The following is a 26,112-nucleotide window of genomic DNA, read 5'->3' on the forward strand; positions in this document are numbered from 1 at the left end:
AACGGTCATCATATCGAGTTACATATATTACTCCGGGTGTGCGGACCGTACGGGACCGACGGGACGGCGGGGCGAACGCGCCGTCACCGGTTCGCGTACTCGTCGGCGCCGGCGCTGCTCCCCGCTGGCTCCGGTATCTCCGTTTCGGCGGTTATTCGGTGAAACCGAACGAAACGGTTATCATGTCGAATAGAAAACATCAGTCCGGATGAGCGGAGCGAACAGAGCCGACGGGACGGCCGGAGCGAAAGCGGCGTCGCCGGTCCGCGTGCTCGTCGTCGACGGGGGACTGGGATTCGCAGAGGCGGCCGCCTCGCGGCTCGAGTCGCGCGACGACCGGATCGAGGTGCGAACGGCGGTCGACGCCGACGCGGCGCTCGACGCACTGTCCGCGGCGACGTTCGACTGCGTGGTGTCCGGCTACGAACTGGCGGAGACCGACGGGGTCGACCTGCTCGAAACGGTCCGTGACAGACACGGCGACGTGCCCTTCGTCCTGTTCACCGGATCGGGGTCCGAAGCGGTCGCCAGTGAGGCGATCTCCGCCGGGGTCGACGAGTACGTCAGGCGGAGCGAGCCCGCCGACCAGTACGCGCGGCTCGCGGGCGCGGTGACCGAACTCGTCTCGGAGACGCGGGACGACCGTCGGCTCGCCACGCACTTGGAGCACACCAGCGACGCCTTCTGCGAACTCGACGCCGAGTGGCGGCTGACGTACCTCAACGGCTGTCTCTTACCCACAAATCGAGTCGTTGTTGCGGTCAATAAATCCGACCGAAGCCTCGATATCTACAGATTTAACACTTCTATGGGACGATTTTGCTGATCTCGCTTACCACATTCAGCAACCCCCACTGTCGATATCACCGTCCGAATCACTCCTCACCTCGATCTTCCGAGAATAGATTGGGTTCGACAGCGTCTGAAACGTCTGTTTGGGACTCAGTGAACTTGTGGGTAAGAGACAGACCTCAACGGGCGGGCGGCCGAGTTCATCGAGCGCGACCCGGATGAGGTGCTCGGCGAGCGGATCTGGGACCTGTTCCCGGAGATCGTCGGCACCGACACCGAGACGGCGCTGCGCGAGGTCGCCGAGACCGGCGAGGGGAAGCGGTTCGAATACCACGTCGACCGGCTCGGCGCGGACCTCGTGGTGAACGCGTACCCGGCCCCCGGCGGGCGGGCGCTGTACTTCCGCGACGTGACCGAGCGGCGAGAGCGGGAGCGAGAGCTCCGCGAGCTCTCCGAGCGCCTTCAGCTGGCCGTGGAAGGCGCCGACATTGGCGTCTGGGACTGGAACGTCCGGACGGACGAGGTCCGGTTCGACGAGCGGTGGGCGGCGATACTGGGGCACGAGCGCGACGAGTTGGCGTTCGAGCTCGGCACTTGGGAAGAGCGGGTTCACCCCGACGACATCGACGCCGCGTGGAGCGCCATCGAGGCTCACTTCGCCGGCGAGTCGGACCTCTACCAGTCGGACTACCGGATGCGGACGGAGTCCGGCGACTGGAAGTGGATCCGCGACCGCGGTCGTGTCGTCGAGTGGACCGACGACGGCGAGCCCCGGCGGGCCGTCGGGATCCACATCGACGTCACCGACGAGAAGGAGCGCGAACGCGACCTCGAACGGTACCGGCGGATCGTCGACGAGCTGCCCGAGTCCGTCTGTACATACGACGCGAACGGCCGGTTCGCCCTCGTCAACGACCACCTCGCCGAGGTGTACGACGCCGCTCCGGAGGGGCTCGCCGGCGAGTCGAGTCGCCTCGTCGAGCGTGTTCGAGCGGCGAGCGACGGGGACCCGTGGCGGGCGCTCGTCGAGGGTGACCGCGACTCGCTGACCGGGACGACGGAAGTCGACTTGCCGACGAAGTCGGACGCCATCGTCGACTACGACTTCAGCCGGCTGGTCATCGACGGCGAGCTCGACGGCGTCCTCGGCATCTCTCGGGACGTGACCGAGCAGCGACGGCGTCAGCGCCGGCTCGAACGCACCTCGGCGCGCCTCGAAGCGCTGTTCGAGGGGTCTCCCGACATGATCGACATCCACGACGAGGGGGGAGAGATCGTCGACGCCAACCGGGAGATGACCCGAGAGCTGGGGTACGACCGCGACGAGGTCGTCGGGATGGACGTATGGGAGGTCGACGCGGAGCTGGAGCCCGACGAGGGGATACGGCTCTGGCAGGGGTTGGAGATGGACGAGACGGTGCGGCTGGAGACGACGTTCACCCGCGCGGACGGGTCGACGTTCCCCGTCGAGGTCCACGTGCGACGCATCGACGTTCAGGGGGAAGACCGGTTCCTCGCGAGCAGCCGGGACATCTCCGAGCGGAAGGCGTACGAGCGCCGGATCGAACGGGAGAACGAGCGGCTCGACGAGTTTGCGAGCATCGTCTCACACGACCTCCGGAACCCCCTCAACGTCCTCTCGGGGTACCTGCGTCTCGCCCGCGAGACCGGGGACGACTCGTACTTCGACCGGTGCGAGCGCGCGCTCGACGAGATGGAGCGACTCATCGAGGACGTCCTGACGCTCGCCAAACAGGGCGAGGCGGTCGGCTCGTTCGAGCCCGTCCACCTGGGCGAGCTGGCCGCCCGGTACAGCGACGACGCGTTCGGGTCGGCCGAGGGCGAGGACCCCTTCGGCGGCGACGAGACGGAGGGAGAGCCTCGCGTCACGGTCGCGGTCGAGGCCGACGGCGAGATCTGCGCCGACTCCGGGCGGGTCGGCCAGCTGCTCGGGAACCTGTTCCGCAACGCCGACGAACACGGCGGGGACCGCGTCGTCGTCGGCGACCTCCCGGACGGGTTCTACGTCGCGGACGACGGCCCCGGGATCGACGCGGACCGCCGCGACGAGGTGTTCGAGAGCGGCTACACGACTTCGGAGACCGGCACCGGGTTCGGGCTCTCCATCGTCCAGCGCATCGCCGAGGCGCACGGCTGGGAGGTCGCGGTGACGGAGGGGGAACGCGGCGGCGCTCGGTTCGAGTTCACCGGCGTCGACCGGCCGGAGTCGCCCGCGGAGACCGCCGAGTCGTCGGGCTGAGCGTACGGCGCGGGAAAGAGAAGACCGCGTCGACCCGGCTAGAACGCGCCGGTGTAGACGCTGACGTCGGCGTTCAGCTCCTCGCGGAGAGCGCTGTGAACGTGGCAGATACCCTCGGCGCGCTCGGCGATGTCCGCGGCGGTCTCGTCGTCGAGGTCGGCCTCGACGTGGACGTCGAAGGCGATCGACTCGAGGTCGTCGTGGTCGTCCAGCTCGGCGCTGGCGTCGATCTGGATCTGCCCGAGCTCCTCCTCGCCGCGCTGGTTGCCGCCGACGCGGAACGCCGGGAGGTAACAGGAGGCGTACGTGGCGACGAGCGTCGCGTTCGGGTTCGGTCCCGTCTCGTCGGTCGCGTCGATCTGGAGGTCGAACTCGCCGACCTGACTCGTGCTGGCGTATCCGGACTCGGAAACTGTGGATGTCTCGATGTCTGCCATAGTCGTCTCGCAGTTCGGACTCGCGGGGATAAAAGTTACCGCCATCGGCACGCCGACACCGCCGCGACCCGTCGCCGAGGGCGGCGGACCGGCCTCAGTCGTCTTCTGACGCGTCGGACCCCAGTCCCGTCGCCCCCCGGAGGTCGGCCTCGATCGCCTCCAGCGTCCGGCCGTTCGTCTCGGGCACGACGCGGTAGGTGAAAAGCAGCGCGACGAGGCTACACGCGCCGAACAGCCAGAACGTCATCGGCGTGCCGATCCCGTCGAGCAGCACGGGGAACGAGAGCGCCACCACGAGGTTCGCGAGCCAGTTGGCGACGGTCACCAACCCCATCGCGCTCCCCCGGACGGCGAGCGGATAGATCTCGGAGATCAGCAGCCAGAACACCGGACCGAGCCCGATGGCGAAGAACGCGACGAACGAGACCAGCGTCAGCGTCGCCAGCCACCCCATTCCGCCGGTCGGGTCCGCGAACTGGAAGACAAGGCCGGCGACGGTGAGCGACCCGATCATCCCACCGGTCCCGACGAGCAGGAGGGGCCGCCGCCCGACGCGGTCGACGAGGAGGATCGCGACGACGGTCATGACGACGTTGACCGTCCCGATGGCGACCGAGGCGAGGATCGACTGCGAGCTGCCGAGCGCGGTCGACTCCAGTATCGTCGGCGCGTAGTACATCACGGCGTTGATCCCGGTGACCTGTTGGAAGACTGCGAGCCCGAGGCCGACGATCAGCGCCGGGCGCATCCACGGGCTGAGCAGGTCGCGGACCCCGTTCCCGGACTGGGCCTCGACGGTCGCTTCGATCTCCGACAGCTCCGACTCGATATCCCCGTCGCGCGTGCGACGGAGGACGGCGCGAGCCTCGTCGGTCCGGCCCCGCTCGTAGAGCCACCGCGGGCTCTCCGGCATCCGGGACATCCCCGCGGCGAGCACGAGGGCGGGGACCATCCCCGCGCCGAGCATGATCCGCCACGATCCGGAGCCGGAGAAGGCGTAGTTGACGAAGTACGACGAGAGGATCCCCACGGTGACCATCAGCTGGTTCAGCGAGGTGAGCCCCCCGCGGACGGCGGGGGGCGCAATCTCGGAGATGTACAGCGGGCCGACGATCGACGCGAACCCGATGGCGATCCCGTCGATCATCCGCCCCGCGACGAGCACCTCGACGGTGGGCGCGACCGCCATGAGGAACGAGCCGAGGAAGAACACCCCGGCCGACAGCAGGATAAAGCGCTTGCGGCCGATTCGGTCGGACAGCTGCCCGCCGACGGCCGCGCCGGCCGCCGCGCCGACCATCGCGCCGCTGACCACGATCCCCTCCACCAAGGGACTCAGCTCAAAGGCGGTGTCGATGAAGAGGATGGCTCCGGAGATGATCCCCGTGTCGAACCCGAACAGGAGTCCGTTGAGCGCCGCGAGCGCGGAGACGATGTACACGAACCGTCCCCCGTCTCCGCGTATCGCGGCCCGCATATCGGCGGTTGACATGGTGTACCGATCCGGCGCTAATCATCTTTTATTTAGAAGACTTCTGATTTATTATTAATTTACGTATATTCAATATATTTCTGTCAGCGGAGCGCGACGAAATCTACCACTGGGACGGCTTATATTTATTCGGATCCGAATAGTATCTTATCACCGGTCCGCCCGGCAGTCGGGACTCGACGCGTGACAGTGGTACGCCGAACGCGGGCTCGAAACGGTGCCTCGCGCGGCCCTCGCGCTCCGCGGACGCGTCGTCGTTTCGCGAAAAGAGCCCGGTCGGAGCCCCGTCGCCGTGGGCACGAGACGCCCCTCGCGCTACTCCAGCGTGTACGTCTCGTCGCCGTCCAGGACGACGGGCTCGGCGGCGGCCCCCGCCGCCTTCACCTCGCTGACGAACTCCTGCGTCTCGATCTCGATCGGGCCGAACGAGTCGTAGTGCATCGGGAAGACGACGTCGGCGCCGACCCAGTCGGCGGCGATTCCCGCGCCGGCGGGCCCCATGGTGAAGTGGTCGCCGGCGGGCAAGGCGGCGGCGTCCGGCTCGAGGTACGGCGCGATCACGTCGACCATCTCGGACATCAGGCCCGTGTCGCCGGCGTGATAGAAGGTGGTACAGTCCGGGTCGGACTCCTGGGTCGGCTTCTTGTCGCCCACGACGAAGCCGGTCGGCATGCCGCCGGCGTAGTCCGGGTCGTTCTCGATGCCGTTCGAGTGGTCCGCCCGGACCATCGTCACCCACGCGTCGCCGCACTCGACGGTGCCGCCGATGTTCATCCCCCCGGCCGGCACGGTGTTCGCGAGGCCGAAGTTCTCTTGGACGTAGGCGGTCAGCTCCGGGGTGGCGACCACGGTGGCGTCCTCGAACTCGGCCGCGTCGGCGATGTGGTCCGCGTGGCCGTGGGTCAAGAGCAGGTAATCGGGGTCGAGGTCCGCGGGATCGACGTCGGTCTTCGGGTTGTCGAAGAACGGGTCGATGAGCAGCTCCGTGTCGTCGACGACGACGTGCCACGTGGAGTGGCCGTGCCAGGTGAGTTCCATGGTCCGTTCGATGCGTCTCGGCGAACGGTAATAAAACTCGACGCTGCGGATCCCAATCGGCGCGCGATAGAGAGCGGGGCCACGGCGAACCGGTCCGCACCGCGACCGGCGGTGTCTGTTCGTCTCGTCTTCGCAGTTTTTCCGCAGACTGATCAGTTCGAGCGGCGGCCTGCGCAATATCTTCCCGCGAATACAGCCTTAACAATCGGATCGTCCTACGACGCCCGTGACAGTGGAGCCTCGACATGGCGGGTGAGCCGACCGACGAACGCGTCGAGGACGGCTCGAATGACGGCCGATATCGTCACCTCATCGAACACGTTCAGGACGCAGTCGTTGAGTTCACGCTCGCCGACGGAGAGCCAACGGTCAGCGACGTCAATCGGGCGTTCGTCGACGTCTTCGGCTACGAGGCCGACGACATTCGCGGCGAGTCGCTCAACGAGTGGGTCGTCCCCGACTGGAAGCTCGCGGAGGCGAGGGAGTTGGACACGAACACCGCCTCCGGCGCGATCAACTACCAGCAGGTGACCCGTGAGACCGCGACCGGCCTCCGCGAGTTCCTCTACCGGGGGATCCCGTACGCGACCGGCGACGCGGACGACGACACCCCCGACGGCGGCTTCGCGGTCTACACCGACCTCACGGAGGTGTCCAGAAACGAGCGGCGGCTGGAGGTGTTGAACCGGATCCTCCGGCACAACCTCCGTAACAACGCAAACGTCGTCGCCGGCCACACGACGCGGTTGCTGGCCCAACTGGAGGATCGACGCGGCGAGACGGTCGACGTGGCGGCCACGATCGAGCGCGCCGCCCACGAGCTCGAACAGCTGGCCGACGAGGCCAACCACATCCGTCAGGTCCTCGAACATCCGACCGACGAGGTGGCCGACATCGACCCCGAACCGACGGTGCGCGCCGTCGTCGACGACCACCGAGAGCGGACGCCGAGCGCCGACATCGAGATCGAGACCGGCGAGACGGGTCGGGTGATGGCCGACAGCCGGCTCCGGTACGCGGTCGACAGCCTCGTCGACAACGCGATCGAGCACAATCCGAGCCCGGAGCCCCGGGTCCGTCTCCGGATAACGAGCGCGGAGGGCCTCTCGGGCGCGGCGTCCGGGGAGTGGGTCGTGATCCACGTCGAGGACGACGGCCCCCAGATCCCGGCCGACGAGCGGGACGTGATCCGCGACGGATCGGCGATAACGCCGACGCACCACGGAAGCGGGCTCGGGCTCTGGCTCGCTGAGCTGACCGTCGAGACGTTCGGCGGAGAGCTCTCGTTCGGCGCGAGCGACCTCGGCGGGAACGACGTGTCGATCCGGCTCCGCCGGCGGTGAGGAGAGGAGTTAACACGCCTCCGCGCGAACCGACTGTCGATGCCCTCCAAGCGGACCGACGCCCCGCCGCCGACCGACCGGTGTCACGAGTGTGCTCAGGCGGTTCCGGCCGGGGCGAGCTTCTGCCCCGACTGCGGCGCCGACCTCGATGGCCCCGCCGCGTACTGCGCCGAGTGCGGCGAGGCGTTCGACGAGGACGACCGGTTCTGCTCGAACTGCGGCGCGTCGCGGTCGGGCGACGGGTCCGCCCCGGCCGCGTCAGAGAGCCGGACCGACGCGGCCGAGCGCCCGAGCGATGCGGAACGCGCCTCCCGCTCGGAGCCGTCCCCGGGCGAGAGCGAGCGCGCCTTCAGGCGCCGCGTTCAGGACCACCTCGACGCCGGGTGGGACGTGGAGCGGGACGACGGCGACCGCGTCGTCCTCGTCGACAGGGGAATCGGCTCCGTCGGCGTCCACATCCTCCTGTTCATCTTCACCAGCGGCATCGGCAACCTGCTGTACGGCTGGTGGCACTACTCCAAGCTGGCCGAACGGCGCCGACTCGTCCGCGGCGACGAGACGACCGCGCGCGCCCCGTCGAGCGTCGACGGTGGCGGCGGTCGGGTCGAGACCGCCTCCGCGTACGTCCTGACCGCGCTGCTGCTGCTGATCGGCGGCTGGATCGCGTTCCTCTCGGTCGAGTCTGGCTCCCCGCCGGCCGCGCTGATCGGCCTCGCGTTCGCGGGGCTCGGCCTCGGCGTCGCTCCGCCAGTCCGCCGACGGCTCGACCGCCGCCACGGGATCACGCGGTTCGGTCGGCAGCGGACGGTCGACCACCGGATCGTCCGACCGCCCGAGTCCGTCGACGATCCCTGCGTGGTCTGCGGCCAAGAGTTCGACCGCGGACTCGTCAGGCGGCGCCGCGACGAGACGCTCGTCGCCGGCGTCCCCGTCCGCACCCACTCAGTCCGCCACAACCACTACTGCGTCGACTGCGCGCGCTCGGAGGTGTTCGGCGACCGCGTCGACTCGCCGTCGCTCGGCGGCCTCGCGGACGAGAGGGCCGCGGTCGACGACGAGGCCGCGGACGGCGGCGCGGGCCGTCCCGCGGACGACGCCGTGGGCGACGGTTCGAGCGCGGAGTCAGCGACTGACTCGGTCCGCGAGTCGGCTGACTCCGCCGAGTGAGTCGGGGCCTCTCCGCCGCGGTCGTCGCTTCCTTCGATGGGTCGTCGCTTGCCCCTCCGCGAACGCTTTTCGGGCGGCCGCCCGTTCGGCCTCGTATGTACCACGTACGGTTCCGCGATCCGGCCGGATCGATCCGCGACGGCGAGTACGACCCGGCGACCGACACGGTCGCCTTCGGCGGCGAGGCGTACGCGCTCTCGGACCCCGCGATCGACGTGCTCGCGCCGAGCGAGCCCTCGAAGATCGTCTGTATCGGCCGCAACTACGCCGACCACGCGGAAGAGCTCGGGAACGACGTGCCCGACCGCCCGCTGCTCTTCCTCAAGCCGCCGAACGCGGTGGCGAGCCACGGCGACACCGTGACCGTCCCGGCCGGCAAAGACCGGATCGACTGGGAGGCGGAGTTCGCGGTCGTGATCGGCGAGCAGTGTAAGGCGGTCGACGCCGCCGACGCCATGGAGGTCGTCGCGGGGTTCACCTGTATGAACGACGTGTCGAACCGCGACGACCAGAACCGCGAGCAGAACTGGGTGCGCGGGAAGGCGTTCGACGGCGCCGCGCCGCTCGGCCCGGTCCTCGCGACGCCCGACGAGGTTCCCGCCGACGCGAGCGTCGAGCTCCGCGTCAACGGCGAGACGAAGCAGTCGAGCGACCGCGAGCACATGATCTTCGACGTGCCGACGCTGATCGAGGAGATCACGACGTACCTCACGCTCGAGCCCGGCGACGTCATCGCCACTGGCACGCCGGAGGGGGTCGGCGCCCTCTCTGACGGGGACACGGTGGAGATCGAGATCGAGGGCGTCGGCACGCTCGAACACGACGTTCGCGTCCCCTGAACGCCCGGACCGACCGACCTGTCCGGCCGTTCCTGTAGCTCGGTACCACACCTCGTTTCCGGTGAACGCTTATATGCCAGCCCCCGGAGTCGGAGGTATGGAGACCAGTTCGTTCGTCGCCGAACCTTGACGGCACCGTCGCGGCGCGATCCGACGCCGGCCGGCCCCGTCGGACGCGGGACAACCGGTCCGAATCAGATCGACCGATCGGACGCGCCGCCGAGACCGCACGCGGAGCGGAGACGCTCCCCTCTCCGGGCCGACGCGAGCGCCCGACCGAATGTCACGAGACGACGACGCGACGAACGAACGCGACGAATCGAGCGGACCGAGCACAACCGAGACCGACGCCGCACACAGCGATGCGACCCGAGCGATAGTCGCGGCGCGGTCCGAGGACGACCCGCCAGACACAACGGAGATCCGCGAGCTGGCCGCTGCGGCCGGCTACGCGGTGGTCGGCGAGGTCACCCAGCGACGGCGCGAGGACCCGACCTACGACCTCGGGCGCGGGAAGGCGGAGGAGCTGATGCGGCTCGCGGCCGACGCCGACGCCGAGGCCGTCATCTACGACGGCAGCCTGTCGCCGGGACAGACGTTCTCACTCGGCGACCTGCTGCCGACCGGGACCGCGGTCGTCGACCGCCCGCGATTGGCCTTGGAGCTGTTCGCCGACGCCGCCGACTCGCGGGCCGCCGACCGACAGCTGGAGCTGGCGCGGCTCCGCTACGAGCTGCCGAGACTCCGGGAGGCGGTCGCCCGCGACGCGAGCGAGGACGTGCGCCTCCGGCCGGAGGGCGACAGCCGCGTCCTCGACGTCGAGAAGCGGATCGAGTCGGCCGAGCGCGCGCTCGACGAGATCGCCGACGACCGCGCGGCGCGCAGGGCGGAGCGCCGCGACGCCGGGTTCGACCTGATCGCCCTCGCGGGCTACACCAACGCCGGGAAGTCGACGCTGGCGCGGCGGCTCGCGGACGAGGTCGACGACCCCGATTTCGGTGCCGAGGCCTCGGATCGGCCCGCAGCGCGCGCCGACACGGCCGCGGGGGACCCGGCGGACGACGCCGGTGCGCTCGCGGTCGCCGACCGCCCGTTCGAGACGCTCTCGACGACCACGCGTCGCGCGACCGTCGCCGGACGGCGCACCCTGCTCACGGACACCGTCGGGTTCCTCGACGGGCTGCCGCACGAGGCGGTGCGCTCGTTCCGCGCCACCATCGACGCGGTCCGGGCCGCCGACTGCGCGCTGCTCGTCGTGGACGCGAGCGACGACCCCGCGGCCCTCCGTCGGAAGCTCAGCGCGTCGCTGTCGGCGATCGAAGCGACCGACGGCCCGGTCGTCCCCGTCCTGTCGAAGGTCGACGAGGTCGATGCCGACGGGCTCGCGTCCGCCGTCGAGGCGTACGAAACCGTCGTCGCCGAACTCGGCCCGCGGGACGCGCCCGTCGCCGACGCGCTCCGGTCGCCGGTTCCGGTGAGCGTCCGGGACGAGTCGGGGCTCGGCGACCTCGCGGACGCGGTGGCGGACGCGCTGCCGACGGCGACGGCGACCGTCGAGGTCCAGAACGGCGGGGACGCGCAGGCCGCGCTCTCGTGGGCGTACGACCGAGCGGTGGTCGCGGGCGTCGAGTACGGCGGCGAGACGATGGCCGTCGACCTGGCGGGACGGCCCGACGTCGTCGCCGAGGCGGAGCGGCGGCTGCGCGGCGCGGGTTCGCCCCCGTGAGCGCTCCCGACACCGACCCGGGAGCGCCGTGACCGGCGTCCGTCAAGACCACCCTTAAGCCCGACCGCCCCCGACCTCCGGGCATGCGACCACGGGATCTCTCCGATCACTCGCCGTACGTGCCCGGGCGGGGCGTCGAGGAGGTCGCCCGCGAGCGCGGGATCGACCCCGACGACCTCATCAAGCTCTCCTCGAACGAGAACCCGCACGGCCCGAGCCCGGCGGCCGTTGAGGCCATTCGCGACCACGCCGACCGCGTGAACCAGTACCCGAAGTCCTCGCACACGGACCTCACCGCGAAGATCGCCGAGAAGTGGGGCGTCGACGACGAGCAGGTGTGGGTCTCGCCCGGCGCCGACGGCTCGATCGACTACCTCTCTCGGGCCGCGCTGGAGCCGGGCGACGAGGTGTTGGTGCCGAGCCCCGGCTTCGCGTACTACGCGATGTCCTCGCGGTACCACCACGGCGAGGTGACCGAGTACGAGCTCTCGACCGCCGACGGCTTCGCGCAGGACGCGGAGACGGTGCTGTCCGCCTACGGGGGCGAGCGCATCGTCTACGTCACCTCGCCGCACAACCCCTCTGGCTCGACGATGCCGCTCGACGAGGTCGAGGCGATCGCCGACGCGACCGCGCCGGAGACGCTGGTCGTCGTCGACGAGGCGTACGGGGAGTTCTCGGACGTCGACAGCGCGATCCCGCTCGCCGACGAGCGCGACGACGTGGCGGTCCTGCGCACCTTCTCGAAGGCGTACGGGCTCGCCGGGCTCCGGATCGGGTACAGCGTCGTCCCCGAGGCGTGGGGCGAGGCGTACGCCCGCGTCAACACGCCGTTCGCGGCCAACGAGCTGGCGTGCCGGGCCGCCCTCGCCGCGCTCGACGACGAGGACCACGTCGAGCAGTCGATCGAGTCCGCCCGCTGGGCCCGCGAGTACATCGCGGACGAGCTCGACGCGCCCACCGTCGACTCCGCGGGGAACTTCGTCCTCGCCGCGGTGGGGGACGGCGAGCGCGTCGCGGAGGCGGCTCAAGAGCGCGGTGTGATCATCCGCGACTGTACCTCGTTCGGGCTCCCCGAGCACGTCCGTATCTCGACGGGGACCCGCGAGGAGACCCGCGAGGCGGTCGAACTGCTCAACGAGACGCTGGCCGACCTCGACCTCGGTGTTCGGGCGTGACGGCGGGGGCCGACGACGCCGACGCCACCCCTGACCGCGACCGCGCCGACCGCGTCGCCGTCACGGGCACGCCCGGGACCGGGAAGACGACCGCGACGGCGCTGCTCGAAGGGGAGTACGACGTGATCCACCTCAACGACCGGATCAAGTCCGACGACGACCTCTGGACCGAGCGCGACGACGAGCGCGACACGCTCGTCGCCGACCTCGACGCGGTCCGCGAGGACCTCGGCGGCTGGTCCGGGGTCCTCGACTCGCACCTCGCGCACCGGTTCGCTGTCGACCGCGTCGTCGTGTTGCGCTGTCACCCCGAAACGGTCGAGTCCCGACTCGAGGCGCGCGGCGAGACGGCCGAGACGGCGGCCGAGAACGCCGAGAGCGAGGCGCTCGACGTGATCCTCTCGGAGGCGGTGGCCGAACACGGCGCGGAGAACGTCTACGAGGTGGACGCCACCGACCGCGACCCCGAGGCGGTCGCTGACGCGGTCCGGGCAGCGATCGAGGGGGAGCGCGAGCCGAGCGCCGGCACCGTGGACTTCATCGATTATATATGAGCCGGCCGCGAGCGTCGAGACGGTAGATGACCCTCGACCAGTACCGCTCCGTGGCCGACCGGCTGCTCGGCCCGTGGGTGTCCGCGGCCGACAGGCTCGGCCTCTCGCCCGACCAGGTGAGCGTGATCGCCTTCCTCGTCGCGGTCGGGGCCGCCGCGGCCTTCGCCGCCGGGTCGACGCCGCTGTACGCGGCCGGCGCGCTACTCGTCCTCCTCAACGGCTGGCTCGACCTCGTGGACGGCGCCCTCGCGCGCCACCAGGAGATCGCCTCCGACGGCGGGGACTTCCTCGACCACGTCCTCGACCGCTACGCCGACGTGGCTGTCATCGGCGGGCTCACGGCCGGCGTGGAGGCGTACGCGCTGGGCTTCGCCGCCGTCACGGGCGTCCTGCTCACCTCGTACCTCGGCACGCAGATCCAGGCGGTCGGGATCGGCCGCGAGTACGGCGGCCTCCTCGGCCGGGCCGACCGGCTCGCGCTGATGGGCGTCGTGGGCGTCGTCGCCGCGGTCTACTCGGCGCCGATCGTCGCCGGACTGAACGTCGTCGGCCTGCTGCTCGCGCTGTTCGCCGTCGTCGGTCACCTGACCGCGGTCCAGCGGTTCCTCGGCGCGTGGAGCGACCTGTAGCCGCTCGCGGTTCCCTCCCCCGGTCCGGTCCTGCCCAAGAGCGGCGCCTGAGCAGATGTTCGGATCGTCGTCGGCGATGGGTTCTCAGCCGTTCTCGCCCGCCCGTGATCGCAGTTCCGACCCCCGCGCGTGGACGTCGTCGACGGCGTCGCGGACGATCGACTCGTCGACGTCGAACGCCCGGGCGGCGTACGCCACCGACAGCCTGACGGCGAGACACGTCATCCGGACCTCCTCGTCGGCTCGGACGACCGAGGGCGGGGTACCCCGTCTGCCGGTCTGTCTCTCGTCGAACCCGCCGGCGATAGCGTACAGATCGGCGTACAGCCGGGCCGCCTGCGGGAGGTCGGACGGCGCGATGCGCCCGTCGGGGCCGTCGAAGTGGTACGCGTCAGGGCGGACACGCTCCTCGCGGACGATCCGATGGCCGTCGTCGTACGTTTCGATGATCGTCTCGGCAGAGTCGCTCACTGGAACCAGCCTCTCCGAACGCCTCGCGAAACGAGGGAACAATTTAAAAGCGTCCGGTCGATACGGGAGGTATGCCCACTTTCGAGCTGAACCTCTCGGACGACGTGTACGCGGAGTTTCAGCAGCTGGCCGATGAGGAGTTCGTTTCCGAGGAGCAGGCCGCCGAGGACCTCATCGCGTCCGGCATCGAGGCGTACAACGTGAGCGTCGTCGACGACGATCCCCGCGACGAGATGCTCGACGGCGCCGAGAACAACATGTTCGACACCGCCGAAGACCCCGGAAGCATCGAAGACGACCGGCTGTAAGGGTCGTCTCGACGCCTGACCCGGCTTCTTCCTAGAAACGCACCACGCCGACAGCGAGCGGCGTCCGGCGGACTACGGCCGCCGCGTGTGAGTCAGAAGCGGGAACTCCGTGCGAACGGTGAGCCGAAGGTCCCCGGCCAGCGGTCGCGCCTCGGCGGGCGCTTCGCTCTCGTCGATCAGGAGGCCGCCGCTCTCGGAGAGTCCGACGAACAGCACGTCGCCGACCGAGAGCGGCTCCGAAAGCCTGCTGCTGGCGCTCCCCCGTTCGTCTCGCAGACGAATACGTGCGTCTCGGGACACGTCGTCGCCGCCCGTCATCTCCACCCGGAACGCGGTGCCGTCGTCGGTGAACGCGACGTCGAACCGGACGCCCTGCTCTCGCGCCGCGTCCGCCCAGTCGGGCTCGTCCACGCTCGTGTCGCCGACCGCGGTTATCGCGGCCGTAACGTCGAACGCGATCGTTTCGCCGCCCTGGAGCTCCGTCTGATCGTACTCCAGCTGGCTCACGAATCCGGACTCGCTGACCGTTATCGACGCGTCGAACTCCCGCATCTCCCCGAAGCTGAGTCGCTCCGAGTAGCCGACCGACTCGTAGACGACCCCCAAGCCGCCCGCGGTCTCGACCAGTTCCGTCGCCGCTCCCCACTCCACCTCGGAGATGTACCGCCTGAACTCGCTCAGCCCGGTCACCTCGTCCGTCGGCGGTGCGCGCTCGTCCACCCTGTAGGCCTGCTCGAACCCGGACTCCATCCTGACGTACGCCACGTCCTCGTCGGCCGGCGACCAGACACGCTCGGTCTCCCCGTTCTCCGTTACCTCACGCGAGACGGCGTTGTCGTCGAACTTGCTCGTCTGCGTCTGGGAGAACTCGTTGTCGTCGAACACGTCGGTGCGCTCCCCCTCGTGCGTCAACGACCCCGCCTCGACCAGGGTCGATTCGTGCGTGCCGAACAGCGTCGCTCCGTCGACACCGTCCTGACGTGCCCCGTCCGGGTAGTCGAAATCGTCCAGTGTCGGCGCCGCGTCTTCGGTGCTTTCCGTCTGATTCTCCGAGCCGTTGTCGTCCCCGTCGGACGCTTCCTCGGACCCGTTCGGCGGCGCCGACTCGTCGGGGGTCGAACCGCTACAGCCCGCAAGTGGAAGAGAGACGGCCGCCGCGCTGGTGAGAACGTATCGCCTGTTCATATGTGGTCTACGGTACCCTCCAGACACGTACGTAAATACGTGCTGACTTGTTTTGTATATTATATTCTGGCTGGCGTTCGAATCGGGGTTCAGTCGACCGAATCTGTGTGTAGTAACTCTACAACAGGCATGTAGCTGACATACCTGCGGCGAGTCAGTACCCCAAGCCAAACAGCCGGTTCGCCGACAGCGTGGCCAGCCCGAGCGCCATCACGCAGGCGAGCAGCCCGAACGCGACTGGCCACCCCGCGGCGTCGGAGACGGCGCCGACGACGACGCTGCCGGAGGCCCCCGTGACCATGTACGCCGTCCGGACCAGCCCGAACCCGGCGCCGCGCTCGGCGTCGGAGAGGAGGTCCATGAACCGCGACTGTACCGGCGCGCCCCACGACATCGCGAGGCCGACGAGGCCGACGCCCGCGACCGTGACCGGCAGCCCCAGGTCGAGCGTCGCAGTCGCGACGAGGGCCCCGTACCCGACGACGCCGGCGCTCATGGTCACCATCGCGGTGGCGTCGCGGCCGATCCGGTCGGATATCGACCCGGTGACCGGCTGTGTTCCCCCGTGGACGAGGAAGTACGCCGAGAACAAAAGCGCCGACAGCGCGCTCGATAAGCCGGTCCCGACCTCGAGGAACGTCGGCAGGAAGGATGCGGTCGCCTGCCACGTGAACGCGCCCATCGTCGCCAGCGCCGTCGTGTAGAGGATCTCGGGCCGCGAGAGCAGCTCGGCGAGCGGACCGAACGCGAACCGCTCGCCCATCGGCTGGTCGGGGCGGAGCGGTTCGGTCGGCCGGACCCGCCACGCGAACAGCGCGAACACGGGGACCGCGACGGCAGCGCCGAGGAGGACCCCGGCGCGCCACCCGTACCGCGATCCGACGAGCGCGGCCGCCGGCGGCGCGGCGAGTCCCGCGAGCGGTCCCCCGGCCACGTGGACGCCGATGGCGCGGCCGGTGTCGTCGAACTGCCGCGTGAGGAACGTCGTCGCGACCGAGTAGTGGAGCCCCGCCCCGACGCCGAGAACGGCCGCGAACAGTCCGAACGCGAGCATCGAGGGCGAGGCGGCGAGGAGCACCGACGCGATCGCGGTGGCCCCCACCGCGGTGAGGATGACGCGGCGCTCGCCGTAGCGATCGCCGAAGACGCCGGAGGGGAACTGCGCCAGCGCGTAGGTGAGCCACATGCCGCTGAGCGCGAGCCCGACGGTGCCGTTGGTGACGCCGAACTGCGTCGTGATCTCCGGGACCAGCGGGCTGACGACCAGCCGCGCCACCATGGTGCCGGTGAACGCGAGCGTACAGAGCGCGAGCGCCGTGTGTTCGTACCGCCAGTTCACGGTCGCCGTACCGGACACGGGTCAAAGCGGCTTCCGATCGCGGTCAGACGAACCGGAGCCTCCCCGGCCGGACCGCCCGAGAGCTTACTCGGCCGCGAACCGGATCGGGTAGTCGGTGAGGTTCTCGTAGCCGTCCTCGGTGACGACGACGAGGTCCTCGATCCGGACGCCGCCCACGTCGGGGTCGTAGAGGCCGGGCTCGACGGTGATCACGTGGCCCGGCTCCAGCTCTCCGCCGCCGCTCGCGAGCCGCGGCGACTCGTGGACGTCGAGACCGATGCCGTGCCCCGTCGAGTGGATGAACCCGGTCTCCGTCTCCGGGTCGGTGCGGAAGGTCGGCTCGCCGGCCTCCTCGTACACCTCGCAGGCGGCGGCGTGGACGTCTTCCCCGGTCGCGCCCGGCTCGACCGCGTCGAGCGCGGCGTCGAGGGCGCGCTCGGTGAGTTCGTACCACTCGCGGAGGGTCTCGTTCGGCTCGCCGACGCAGAACGTCCGCGTCATGTCGGCGTTGTACTTCGTCGCCTTCGACCGGGGGAAGATGTCGACGATGATCGCCTCGTCCGCGCGGAGCGGGCCCGAGCCGCGGTCGTGGGGGTCCGCGGCCTGCGCGCCGCCGGCGACGATCGTCTCGTCGAGCGCGCAGCCGTGCCGGAGGAGGGTGACCTCGATCTCCTCGGTCACCCGCTCGCTGGTGAGCGGCTCGCCGTCGCGGAGCAGGACGCCCGTCTCCGCGTCGTCGCTCTCGGTCGCCACGTCCGCGCCGGCGATCAGGTCCTCGGCGGCGCGCATCGCCGCCTCGTTCGCCGCCTGGGCCTCGCGGATCGCCTCGATCTCGTCGTCGGTCTTGACCGCCCGGACTTCCCGGAGCCGGTCGTCGGTGTCGACGGTCACCGCCACGCCGCGCTCCCGGAGGGCGTCGGCGGTACCGACCGGGCCGCGGGGCGGCATCGAGACGGACTCGACGCCCTTGTCGCGGACGAACGCGGCGTACATGTCGTTTCGCGCCTCGCGCCCGCCGTACTCGTAGTCGTAGTCGGCGTGGCGCTCGACGCCGTCGGCCGTCGCCTCCTTCTTCGCCCGCCCGTACTCCAGGCCGCCGACGAGGACGTGGACCGCTCCGTCGGCGTACAGCGTGAGGAACGGGTCGGGCCCGGTGAACCCGGAGAGGTACAGCTGGTTGGCGTCCTCCTGCGAGGCGTCGATCAGGTAGCCGTCCGTCTCGAGGTCGGCGAGGCGGTCGTCGAGCCGCGGTCGGTTCATACGTGCCCCTGTTCGGGGAAGGGCAAAGCGGTTGTCCTCTCGGAACCGGCGAGACGGTGAGGGGCCTCGACGACCCGCGACAAAGCATATGCCCGCCAAGCCGGAACGACCGGGGCGTGATGTCGACGGACCGACGAACTACCCTCCTCTCGCTCGTACACCTCCCGTCCGGCTGGCTGCCGGTCGCCGTCGCCTGCGGGAGCGCTGCGGCGCTGCTCGGACTGGCGCTCACCTGGATCGGGCTCGCGGTCGCCGGCGTCTCGCCGGGGGAGTCCGAGGTCGCCCGGTGGATGGTCGGCGGCCCGATATCCGCGGTCGAGGGGTCGATCTGGTTCCTCCTCGACGCCCACTGGGTCCGGGTCCGGACGGGACCCGGGCTGTCGAACCACGTCATCTTCGGGCATCCGCTGATACAGGCCGACGCCGCGCTGTGGCCGCTCCGCGCGGTCCCGCTGACCTTCGCTCTCGGCGCCGCGGCCGCCGTCCGATACCTCGGTGTCGACGACCTGCTCGCCGGCGCCGTGACCGGCATGGGCGCGACCCTCGGATACCTCCCGACGATGCTCGCGCTGCGGGCGGTCTCTCGGGTGCCGTTGACGCGTCACGCGACCGACGGGACGGTGCCGATCTCCGACGCGGACGGGATACCTGTGACGGAGGCCGCCGGCGTCACCGCCGGTCCGGACTTCGCCGCGACAGTGCTACTGGTGACCGGACTGGGCGTCGTCGTCGGCCATCTCGTCGGTGCGAGCGCGACCTTCGCGACCGGGGACTGACGGCCGGATCGGTCGCCGCGAACGCCGTCCCGTCACCGCGAAACGCCTATATACTATATCCCGGGGAGAGTCCGTCTGTTTCGCTCGTGACGTGGTTTCGCAGGAGGCATCTCGAATACCGAATCTTACAGGGTTGTACACTCCGTTTTCGGGCGTGTCTCAGAGGGACCAACCACACAAACATTTAAGTATTTGGCTCACTTACCCGAAGGTGAGGAAAACACCGAGATCCGTCTCTCGGTTTCGTTGTTCCCTCCACGTACCAAACCAATGAGCGAGAACCTTCGAACGTACACGACAGAGACGGCCGACGACGAGCGCGAAACCGAGTCGGAGAGCCAAGAGGAGGAACTGCGGTGTCCCGAGTGCGGCGGTCAGCTAGCGACGGACACGGAACACGGCGAGACCGTCTGCGTCGACTGCGGACTGGTCGTCGAAGAGGACGAGATCGACCGCGGGCCGGAGTGGCGCGCGTTCGACTCCAAGGAGAAGGACAACAAGTCCCGCGTCGGTGCCCCGACGACGAACATGATGCACGACAAGGGGCTCTCGACGAACATCGGCTGGCAGGATAAGGACGCTTACGGTAAGTCGCTGTCCAGCCGCCAGCGCGAGAAGATGCAGCGGCTGCGGACGTGGAACGAGCGGTTCCGCACCCGCGACTCCAAGGAGCGCAACCTCAAGCAGGCGCTCGGCGAGATCGACCGCATGGCCAGCGCCCTCGGCCTCCCCGACAACGTCCGCGAGACCGCGAGCGTCATCTACCGCCGCGCGCTCGACGAGGACCTCCTGCCGGGGCGCTCCATCGAGGGCGTCTCGACGGCCTCGCTGTACGCCGCAGCCCGGCAGGCCGGGACGCCGCGGAGCCTCGACGAGATCGCGGGCGTCTCCCGCGTCGAGAAGGACGAGATCGCTCGGACGTACCGCTACGTCGTCCGCGAGCTGAAGCTGGAGATCCAGCCCGCCGACCCCGAGAGCTACGTCCCGCGGTTCGCCTCCGACCTCGGCCTCTCCGACGAGGCCGAGCGCCGCGCCCGCAGCCTGCTCGACACGGCGAAGGAGCAAGGGATCCACTCCGGCAAGTCGCCGGTCGGGCTCGCCGCCGCCGCCGTCTACGCCGCCTCGCTGCTGGTCAACGAGAAGGTGACCCAGAGCGAGGTCAGCGAGGTCGCGAACATCAGCGAGGTCACCATCCGGAACCGGTACCACGAGCTCCTCGAGGCCGAGGACTCCGTCGCGCTGAACTGAGCCGCTTTTCTGCCCGCCGCCGCGTCGGTCGCCCTCCGTCCGGGTCGAAACCGCGAAGGTGACGCGTCGCCACCCGCACGTATGGAGACGACCCGCCACTTCACGGCGACGACGTACATCGTCAACGACGGCGCGACGGCGCTTCACGACCACGAGCGGCTCGGCATCCGGCTGCCGCCCGGCGGCCACGTCGACCGCGACGAGCTCCCGCACGAGGCCGCTCGCCGCGAGGTCCGCGAGGAGACGGGGCTGACGCCGGAGCTGGTCGCCGCCGAGTCGCAGATCACGGGCCCGAACACCCGCGGGCTCCCGGAGCCGGCCCACCTCATGCTCCACGACATCAACGTCCACGAGGACGGGTCGGTGGGCCACCAGCACGTCGATCACCTCTACTACGCCCGCGTCGGCTCCCGAGAGATCGCTCCCGTCGGCGACGACGAGGTCGACCCGGACCAGTGGCGCTGGTACACCCGGTCTGAACTCGCGGCGAGCGACCTCCCGGAGGACGTCGTCGACCTCGGTCGGGAGGCGATCGCCGCCGTCGACGAGGGGTGAGCGGGACGGGCCGTCGAGAGCGCTCTCGGGGCCGCCGCCGTCCGCCGGTCGGAGCGGCGGAGCGGGGCGTCAGACGGCCGTCTCACGCTCCGGAAGGTATTTGAGTCGGTGTTGGCGACGTAAACGCAAGGATGGACGCACAGCGAAGGGAAGCGATCGCCGAGTGGGACGAGCGCTCGTTTTCCGACGGGCTCGCGGGGCTCGGGCGGATCGTCGACGACGGGTTCTCCGGCGCCGCGACCGACGGGGTCGGGTGGGTGTTCCTCGTCGACGGTCGCGTCGTCGGCGTGGTCGACGCGACGCTCGACGCCTTCGCGGAGGCCTCGGGGACCGTCTACCGGGCCCCCGACGACGCGCTCCCGGTGCTCTTCGCGATGCAGGAGCTCGGCGGCGAGCCGCGGGCGAAGTACTACACCAATGACACGCCGCTCAAGGAGGCGGACCGGAAGCTCTCGCAGGGCGGATTCACCGGCTACATCGAGCTGTCGGAGAACGTCCTCTCCGGCGACTACTACGTCGCGTACACCGGCGGCGAGTCGATGGCCGCCGCGTACGTCGGCAACGCGCGCCGGCTGGAGACGGGGGACGACGCCTTCGAACTCGCCGCGGACGAGGTCGGCATCTACACCGTGTACGAGGTCGATCTCGACGTCCGCCCGCTCCCGGACGACGCGGGGACGGCGGACGCTACGGACGACGGGACGACCGACGAGACGGAAGACGCGGGGAGCGACCCCGACTCGAGGGGCGACGACGGGAGGGACGCGCCGGGCGGAGCCGATGAAGCTTCCCCCGCGGACGCCGTTGATCCCGCGCCGAACACCGGGCGGGACGACGGCTCGGCGGCCCGGCCCCGAGACGACCCGACGACCGCCGCTCGCGACTCAGATTCGGACGGGCCCGACGCGGCCGAAGCGGGCGGTGAAGCGACGACGGGGGAGGGCGAAGAGTCGCCCGACGCGGTACAGATAGGAGCCGCCGACGCCGCGGAGATGGACGCCGCGGAGACGGACGTCGAGGCGGCGGGGGTGGCGGACCGCGAGCGCCGGCCACCGACCGAAGCGACCGGAGACGGTGCTTCGCGGGACACCCGGGGAACGCCGGACGCGGGAGACGCATCGAACGCCGAGGGCGCGTCGGGCACCGGGAACGCGTCGAGCGACGAGGACGTCTTCTCGGAGGAGGCCGAGTGGCGGGAGCAGAAGTCCATCCCGGCGCTCGACCCGTCGGAGGCTGGCGACGAACCCCGCGGGGCCGACGAGCGTCCCGACCCGCCGTCGCAGCGTTCTCGTTCGGCGGCCGACCCCGGGCGGGCCGAGCGGAGCGGATCGAACGCGAACGGCGGGTCGCCGTCGCCGCGCTCCACCGAGCGGTCCGCGTCGACGCCGTCGGCGGTCTCGAAGCGCGACGCCCGCGACGCCCGCGACGCGACGGGCGACGCGAGCCCGGAGCGGCTTCGGAAGCTCGAGGCGGCCCTCGAGGAGACGGAGACGAAGCGCCAGTCGCTGGCCGACGAACGCGACCGGCTAGCGGCCGAGCGCGACGAGATCGCGACCGAACGCGACGAGTTGGTCGACGAGGTCGAGCGGCTCGAGTCCGAGGTCGGCGACCTCCGGGAGGAGCGCGACCGGCTCCGCCGCGAGCTCTCCGAGGCGAAGGACCGGCTCCCGGACGCCGAGCGGACGCTCACCCCCGCGAAGGCGCGCAGCGGAACGAACCTGTTCATCAGGTACGAATCGAAGGAGGGCGCGACGCTGGCGGACGCCCACAACGGGAGCGTCGACCGCGAGGCCCTCCGCGAGAACCTCCGGGTCGAACACCACACCAGCTTCGAGACAGAGGGCCTCGCCGTCGACGGGCGGCCGTTCGAGGAGTTCCTCGGGGACACCATCGAGTACGGCTTCACCCGCTGGCTCGTCGAGGACCTCCCGTTCGAGGTCCGCGGTACCGGGAACGAGGGGACGCTTCGGGACCTCTACGACGCGCTCCCGGACATCGACCGCGCCGAGATCGGCGGGGCAGTGTCGGTCGAACTCCGCGAGGGCGGCGAGGAGGTCCGCGAGCAGCGGTCGTTCGACCTCGTGTTGCGCGATCGCATGGGGCACCCGCTGTTCGTCGCCGACCTGAACGACAGCCGGGACCCGACGCCCGAGGGGACGCTGGAGTCGCTCGTCGAGAACGGGCGCGACATCGCCGCCTCCAACGAGACGTTCGCCGGGGCGTTCGCGGTGACTGAGAGCTTCTTCGAGCCCGGGGCCTTAGAGACCGCGAGCGATGCGGTCGGCGGCGGCCTGTTCAGCCGGTCCAAGCGGGCGAGCTTCGTGAAGCTCTCGCGCAAGCAGGGGTTCCACCTGTGCCTCGTCGAGGCGCGCGACGGCGGGTTCCACATGACGGTCCCGGACCTGTAGTCGGTCCGACCGCCGCGGCTCGCGAGCGCGGGCTGAGAGAGAAAACGCGGCACCTACGTCGGCGGGCCAAATCGGAATCGCAGTCAGTTCTGGAGTTCCGCGGCGTCGTCGATCCGCATCGACCCCAGCTTATCAACGGTCTCGTCGAGCTTCTCGTCGAGTTCGTCGACGAACTCGTGGGTCCGCTCCGTGGTGATCGCTCCCTGGCTGGACGGCTCGATGAGGTTCTCCTCTTCGAGGACGCGCAGCGAGTATCGGACCTTGTGGTGCGGGTACCCAGTCTCGTTCGACATCTTCACGATGCCGATCGGCTCGTTCTCGATGACCATCCGCAGGACTTGGAGGTGACGTTCCAGCATGTCTACCTCTTTCTCTAGTCGATCTATCATGGCACATGTTAACTTGTCATGCCCCCGTTTAAAAGTTGCTGTCGGCGACCGCGGTCACCCTGTCAGATCGCACTCTTTGACGTGGCAGTAATTAACGTGTTCGATTGCGGCGCAGCGCGCGGCTCGGACGCGGCGCGCCCGATCGCGACGGAGACCGCGAGAGTGAGTACAGGTCCGGAAACTGCGAAGATACACGAACGAGCCTATTTCCTGTGAGCCGTTTATTCAGTGATCCTCATTCGTGGTTATGTCGCAGTCACAGACCGTAATCGGTTTTACCCCCCGCCGGGAATCGGCAGGTCGTATGACACTCACCATCGTCGGCTCCCAACTCGGCGACGAGGGCAAAGGCGCGCTCGTCGACCGGTGGGGAGGGGACGCGGACGTCGTAGTCCGTTATCAGGGCGGCGACAACGCCGGCCACACCGTCGTCGAAGGCGGCGCGGAGTACAAACTCTCGTTGGTTCCCAGCGGCGCGGTCCGGGGGACCGTCGGTATCCTCGGCAACGGCTGCGTCGTCAACCCGAAGACGCTGTTCGCCGAGATCGACAACCTGCGCGAGCAGGGGCTCGACCCCGACGTGCGCGTCGCCCGCCGGGCGCACGTGATCATGCCGTACCACCGCGTGCTGGACGGGATCGAGGAGGAGGTAAAAGCCGACGACGACGCCGGCGACGCGGTCGGCACGACCGGTCGCGGTATCGGCCCCACCTACGAGGATAAGGCCGGCCGCCGCGGGATCCGGGTCGCGGACCTGCTCGACCCCGAGACCCTTCGCGAGAAGCTCGAGTACGCGGTCCCGCAGAAGCGCGCGCTCGTCGAGGACGTGTACGGGCTCGACCTCGACAGCGAGGCGCAACGCGCCTCTGGCAGCCGGACGCAGTCCGGCGACGACGACAGCGATGACGACCGCGCGGCCGCCTTCGACGTCGACGCCCTCCACGAGGAGTTCGCCGCGATCGGCGAGCGCCTCGCCGACGAGGGGATGACCGTCAACTGTTCCGACTACCTTCACCGCCGTCACGAGGCGGGCGACGAGATCCTCTTCGAGGGCGCGCAGGGGACGCACATCGACGTCGACCACGGGAACTACCCGTTCGTCACCTCGTCGAACCCGACCGCGGGCGGCGCGGCCGTCGGCTCCGGGCTCGGCGTCACGACGGTCGGCGACGGCGAGGTCGTGGGCATCGTGAAGGCGTACCTCTCGCGCGTCGGCGAGGGGCCGCTCCCGACCGAACTCGACGGCGACGCCGACGAGGAGGCGCTCGCCGACGAGATCCGCGAGAAGGGCGGCGAGTTCGGCACGGTCACCGGCCGCCCACGCCGGATCGGCTGGCTCGACCTGCCGATGCTCCGTCACGCCGCGCGCGTCTCCGGGTTCACCGGGGTCGCGGTCAACCACGTCGACGTGCTCGCCGGGCTCGACGAGCTGAAGGTGTGTACCGGCTACGAGCTCGACGGAGAGACGCTCGACACCGTCCCCACCACGACCGACCGGTGGGAGCGCTGCGAGCCGGTATACGAGACGCTCGACACGTGGGCGCCGTTCGACTCCTCGGCGGTCGCCGAGGCGGGCTACGACGCGCTCCCCGAGGCGGCCCGCGACTACCTGGAGTTCGTCGCCGACGAGATCGACACGCCGGTCTACGCCGTCGGCGTCGGCCCCGACCGCGAGGAGACGGTCGAACTGACGAACCCGTTCGACGAATAGGAACTCGCCCGTCTACCGTCGGATTTCGGGCCTATTCCCGCGGATCTATCGCGTTCAGCGCGGCCATGTCTTCCGCCGTCAGCGACAGGTCCGCGGCCGCGAGGTTGGATTCGAGGTGGTCGACGCTCGACGTGCCTGGGATCGGGAGCGTCACGTCGGAGTGATCGAGGAGCCACGCGAGCGCAACCTGCCGCGGCGTGGCGTCGCGTCGCGCCGCGACCTCGTCGAGCGCGTCGGCGGACTCGTCGTCGTCGACCGCGTACATCGGGCCCCACGGGATGAAGCCCACGCCGCGGCCCTCGCAAGCGCGCAGCACGGCCTCGTCGTCGCGGTGGCCGACGTTGTACCGGTTCTGGACGGTCGCGATGTCGACGATGTCCGTCGCGGTCTCCAGCTGCTCGACGGTGACGTTGGAGAGCCCGACGTGCGCGATCTGCCCGGCGTCTTTCATCTCCGCGAACGCGTGGACCGACTCCGCGAAGTCGGTGTCCGGGTCCGGGCGGTGGAACTGGTAGAGGTCGATCGTGTCGGTGCCGAGGCGGTCGAGGCTACACAGGACCTGGTTCTTGAGGAAGTCCGGGTCGCCGTGGGGGAGCCAGTCGCCCTCGCGGTTGCGGAGCAGCCCGGCCTTCGAGGCGATCACCACGTCGTCGGGATCGCCGATCGCCTCGCGGATGAGCCGCTCGGAGACGCCCGGGCCGTAGGAGTCCGCGGTGTCGACGAAGTCGACGCCGAGGTCCACTGCCCGCCGGAGCACGTCCCTCGCGTCTTCCTCGTCGGCGGGCCGGCCGATGACGTCCTCGCCGGTGACCCGCATCGCGCCGAAACCGAGTCGGTCGACCGTGAACGCCCCGCCGATGTCGAACGTGTCGCGTCCGCCGCTGGTGTCGGAAGCCATGGTCCGTCCGTCTCGCGCCACGCTGAAAGCGGTAGGGGTGGCGGAAGGGGACGCGACGAACGGGCGCGGCGCGGCGCGCCGCCGCCCGTCTTGCGCCCGTCGCTACTCA

The 26,112-nt window shown here is 69.9% G+C and carries 24 protein-coding genes; 15 read left to right on the forward strand and 9 right to left on the reverse strand.

What is annotated here, in order from left to right; genetic code table 11:
* Positions 1-208: 208 nt before the first annotated feature.
* Both Z052_RS08285 and Z052_RS08290 read left to right on the forward strand, forming a co-directional pair.
* Positions 209-826 (forward strand): response regulator, encoded by a 618-nt coding sequence (locus Z052_RS08285; protein WP_099288963.1) that lies wholly within the window; start codon positions 209-211, stop codon positions 824-826.
* A 189-nt stretch (positions 827-1,015) separates the two neighbouring features.
* The gene (locus Z052_RS08290) at positions 1,016-3,052 is read left to right on the forward strand and encodes a PAS domain S-box protein (RefSeq protein WP_394338385.1); all 2,037 of its coding nucleotides are present in this window, start codon (positions 1,016-1,018) and stop codon (positions 3,050-3,052) included.
* 38 nt (positions 3,053-3,090) lie between these two features.
* Here the strand turns inward: Z052_RS08290 and Z052_RS08295 are convergent, their stop codons facing one another.
* The 3 genes from Z052_RS08295 to Z052_RS08305 all read right to left on the reverse strand — a co-directional run bounded on the left by Z052_RS08295 (position 3,091) and on the right by Z052_RS08305 (position 6,019).
* Positions 3,091-3,489: an OsmC family protein gene (locus tag Z052_RS08295; protein ID WP_094519797.1), complete on the reverse strand. Its 399-nt coding sequence runs from the start codon at positions 3,487-3,489 to the stop codon at positions 3,091-3,093.
* A gap of 94 nt (positions 3,490-3,583) precedes the next feature.
* A complete protein-coding gene (locus Z052_RS08300) occupies positions 3,584-4,981 on the reverse strand; it encodes a sugar porter family MFS transporter (protein ID WP_086215872.1) in 1,398 nt (465 codons plus the stop codon).
* Between the two features lie 315 nt (positions 4,982-5,296).
* Entirely contained in the window at positions 5,297-6,019 is a 723-nt protein-coding gene (locus Z052_RS08305; protein WP_094519796.1) for a metal-dependent hydrolase, read from the reverse strand.
* A 245-nt stretch (positions 6,020-6,264) separates the two neighbouring features.
* On the opposite strand from Z052_RS08305, the gene Z052_RS08310 reads away from it, so the two are divergent.
* The 7 genes from Z052_RS08310 to Z052_RS08340 all read left to right on the forward strand — a co-directional run bounded on the left by Z052_RS08310 (position 6,265) and on the right by Z052_RS08340 (position 13,455).
* The gene (locus Z052_RS08310; protein ID WP_086215870.1) at positions 6,265-7,362 is read left to right on the forward strand and encodes a sensor histidine kinase; all 1,098 of its coding nucleotides are present in this window, start codon (positions 6,265-6,267) and stop codon (positions 7,360-7,362) included.
* A gap of 39 nt (positions 7,363-7,401) precedes the next feature.
* A complete protein-coding gene (locus Z052_RS08315) occupies positions 7,402-8,529 on the forward strand; it encodes a zinc ribbon domain-containing protein (protein ID WP_094519795.1) in 1,128 nt (375 codons plus the stop codon).
* A gap of 95 nt (positions 8,530-8,624) precedes the next feature.
* On the forward strand, positions 8,625-9,368 hold the full coding sequence (locus Z052_RS08320) for a fumarylacetoacetate hydrolase family protein (RefSeq protein ID WP_086215868.1): 744 nt from the start codon (positions 8,625-8,627) through the stop codon (positions 9,366-9,368).
* Positions 9,369-9,648: 280 nt separating this feature from the next.
* Positions 9,649-11,094 (forward strand): GTPase, encoded by a 1,446-nt coding sequence (locus tag Z052_RS08325; protein WP_094519794.1) that lies wholly within the window; start codon positions 9,649-9,651, stop codon positions 11,092-11,094.
* 83 nt (positions 11,095-11,177) lie between these two features.
* The gene (gene hisC / locus Z052_RS08330) at positions 11,178-12,272 is read left to right on the forward strand and encodes a histidinol-phosphate transaminase (protein WP_089307673.1); all 1,095 of its coding nucleotides are present in this window, start codon (positions 11,178-11,180) and stop codon (positions 12,270-12,272) included.
* The gene (locus Z052_RS08335; protein ID WP_094519793.1) at positions 12,269-12,826 is read left to right on the forward strand and encodes an adenylate kinase family protein; all 558 of its coding nucleotides are present in this window, start codon (positions 12,269-12,271) and stop codon (positions 12,824-12,826) included. Before hisC ends, Z052_RS08335 begins: the two co-directional genes overlap by 4 nt.
* Before the next feature lie 26 nt (positions 12,827-12,852).
* Positions 12,853-13,455, forward strand: a complete 603-nt coding sequence (locus tag Z052_RS08340) for a CDP-alcohol phosphatidyltransferase family protein (RefSeq protein WP_049929608.1) — start codon at positions 12,853-12,855, stop codon at positions 13,453-13,455.
* A gap of 84 nt (positions 13,456-13,539) precedes the next feature.
* Here Z052_RS08340 and Z052_RS08345 read toward each other — a convergent pair whose 3' ends face one another.
* Entirely contained in the window at positions 13,540-13,926 is a 387-nt protein-coding gene (locus tag Z052_RS08345; protein ID WP_049929607.1) for a hypothetical protein, read from the reverse strand.
* A 71-nt stretch (positions 13,927-13,997) separates the two neighbouring features.
* On the opposite strand from Z052_RS08345, the gene Z052_RS08350 reads away from it, so the two are divergent.
* Positions 13,998-14,234, forward strand: a complete 237-nt coding sequence (locus Z052_RS08350; protein WP_008442562.1) for a hypothetical protein — start codon at positions 13,998-14,000, stop codon at positions 14,232-14,234.
* 72 nt (positions 14,235-14,306) lie between these two features.
* Here the strand turns inward: Z052_RS08350 and Z052_RS08355 are convergent, their stop codons facing one another.
* From Z052_RS08355 to Z052_RS08365, 3 genes are all read right to left on the reverse strand, one after another.
* The gene (locus Z052_RS08355) at positions 14,307-15,419 is read right to left on the reverse strand and encodes a hypothetical protein (protein WP_049929606.1); all 1,113 of its coding nucleotides are present in this window, start codon (positions 15,417-15,419) and stop codon (positions 14,307-14,309) included.
* Between the two features lie 154 nt (positions 15,420-15,573).
* The gene (locus Z052_RS08360; protein ID WP_094519804.1) at positions 15,574-16,758 is read right to left on the reverse strand and encodes an MFS transporter; all 1,185 of its coding nucleotides are present in this window, start codon (positions 16,756-16,758) and stop codon (positions 15,574-15,576) included.
* A gap of 84 nt (positions 16,759-16,842) precedes the next feature.
* A complete protein-coding gene (locus Z052_RS08365) occupies positions 16,843-18,018 on the reverse strand; it encodes a Xaa-Pro peptidase family protein (protein WP_049929604.1) in 1,176 nt (391 codons plus the stop codon).
* A gap of 119 nt (positions 18,019-18,137) precedes the next feature.
* Here Z052_RS08365 and Z052_RS08370 point away from each other — a divergent pair, with 119 nt between their 5' ends.
* The 4 genes from Z052_RS08370 (at position 18,138) to Z052_RS08385 (ending at position 23,005) form a co-directional block, all read left to right on the forward strand.
* Complete coding sequence (locus Z052_RS08370) at positions 18,138-18,794, forward strand: hypothetical protein (RefSeq protein ID WP_094494700.1); 657 nt, start codon at positions 18,138-18,140, stop codon at positions 18,792-18,794.
* A gap of 270 nt (positions 18,795-19,064) precedes the next feature.
* On the forward strand, positions 19,065-20,042 hold the full coding sequence (locus Z052_RS08375; RefSeq protein ID WP_049929602.1) for a transcription initiation factor IIB family protein: 978 nt from the start codon (positions 19,065-19,067) through the stop codon (positions 20,040-20,042).
* A gap of 81 nt (positions 20,043-20,123) precedes the next feature.
* Positions 20,124-20,597, forward strand: a complete 474-nt coding sequence (locus Z052_RS08380) for an NUDIX hydrolase (RefSeq protein WP_094494699.1) — start codon at positions 20,124-20,126, stop codon at positions 20,595-20,597.
* A 131-nt stretch (positions 20,598-20,728) separates the two neighbouring features.
* Positions 20,729-23,005 (forward strand): hypothetical protein, encoded by a 2,277-nt coding sequence (locus Z052_RS08385; protein WP_094519791.1) that lies wholly within the window; start codon positions 20,729-20,731, stop codon positions 23,003-23,005.
* Positions 23,006-23,088: 83 nt separating this feature from the next.
* On the opposite strand, the gene Z052_RS08390 is transcribed toward Z052_RS08385, so the two are convergent.
* On the reverse strand, positions 23,089-23,394 hold the full coding sequence (locus Z052_RS08390) for a hypothetical protein (RefSeq protein ID WP_049929599.1): 306 nt from the start codon (positions 23,392-23,394) through the stop codon (positions 23,089-23,091).
* A gap of 304 nt (positions 23,395-23,698) precedes the next feature.
* On the opposite strand from Z052_RS08390, the gene Z052_RS08395 reads away from it, so the two are divergent.
* Positions 23,699-25,105, forward strand: a complete 1,407-nt coding sequence (locus Z052_RS08395; RefSeq protein ID WP_049929598.1) for an adenylosuccinate synthase — start codon at positions 23,699-23,701, stop codon at positions 25,103-25,105.
* 31 nt (positions 25,106-25,136) lie between these two features.
* Here the strand turns inward: Z052_RS08395 and Z052_RS08400 are convergent, their stop codons facing one another.
* Entirely contained in the window at positions 25,137-26,003 is an 867-nt protein-coding gene (locus Z052_RS08400; protein ID WP_049929597.1) for an aldo/keto reductase, read from the reverse strand.
* Positions 26,004-26,112 lie beyond the last annotated feature (109 nt).

Origin of the sequence: Halorubrum sp. C191, from assembly GCF_002727095.1 — an archaeon.
GTDB lineage: Archaea > Halobacteriota > Halobacteria > Halobacteriales > Haloferacaceae > Halorubrum > Halorubrum ezzemoulense.